Below are 741 nucleotides of genomic sequence, written 5' to 3'. Positions count from 1 at the left end.
CCCTCATTGGGGAATGGACGGCACTCGTAGATAAGGTTATTTCTGGGCTGTAAAACACGTGTTCCTGCTCGGTAGGTGGATAGACCGCTTGGAAACACATGGTCGTAGTTGCCTGTGGGATAACCAGGATCTACAGGATATTCGGGATCGACAGGACCACCAGGATCTTTTGGAAAAACCAGCGCGGCATTGTGGCGTGTTTGATCGACCACTCGCCGGTTATCTTCCATTGTGGTTCCCATGGGGCGACCATTAGGTGCTAATAACGGGCTGGAAAACATATTGATTCTGCTGCAACCGTTGCAACTTGTCATCACTGTGCTAAACCCAGGAACCACTGCCGTATCCCGAAAACCAAATCCCCACGGGAAAAAGCGGTTTTGTTCGGTGTTTCGGTCATGCATGGCACCATAATTATGACCGAATTCATGTACATGGGTAAAATTATCGACGCATCTGTGCCAGACGGTGCTAAACCCCCAATACCTAAAGTGGTGTAAGGAGCCGTCCAAGTGGTTTCCTAACCCACAAACGCCATTATAGGCGACGACTAATTGAACCAGGTCTGCCCGTGCACGGTTACGTTGGTATGCTGCAAATTGACCCAACTCGTTATTGGGGGTCTGCATAGCCGCGAGTAATTGGTGCTGGTTTCGACCTCTCTCTGCGATATTGGTGACGATATCACTGACGGTATATCGTATTCTGAGATTGGTGTTAAGGGCATTTTGTTGCAATGTC

General features: G+C 49.1%; 1 protein-coding gene. It reads right to left on the bottom strand.

Going from position 1 to position 741, the window contains the following annotated elements; genetic code table 11:
* On the bottom strand, window positions 1-741 hold a 741-nt coding region (locus J5224_RS32470), incomplete at both ends, for a zinc-dependent metalloprotease family protein (protein ID WP_319802533.1).

This window comes from Candidatus Symbiopectobacterium sp. NZEC135 (assembly GCF_025962695.1).
This window is presented reverse-complemented; position numbering and strand designations above follow the sequence as displayed.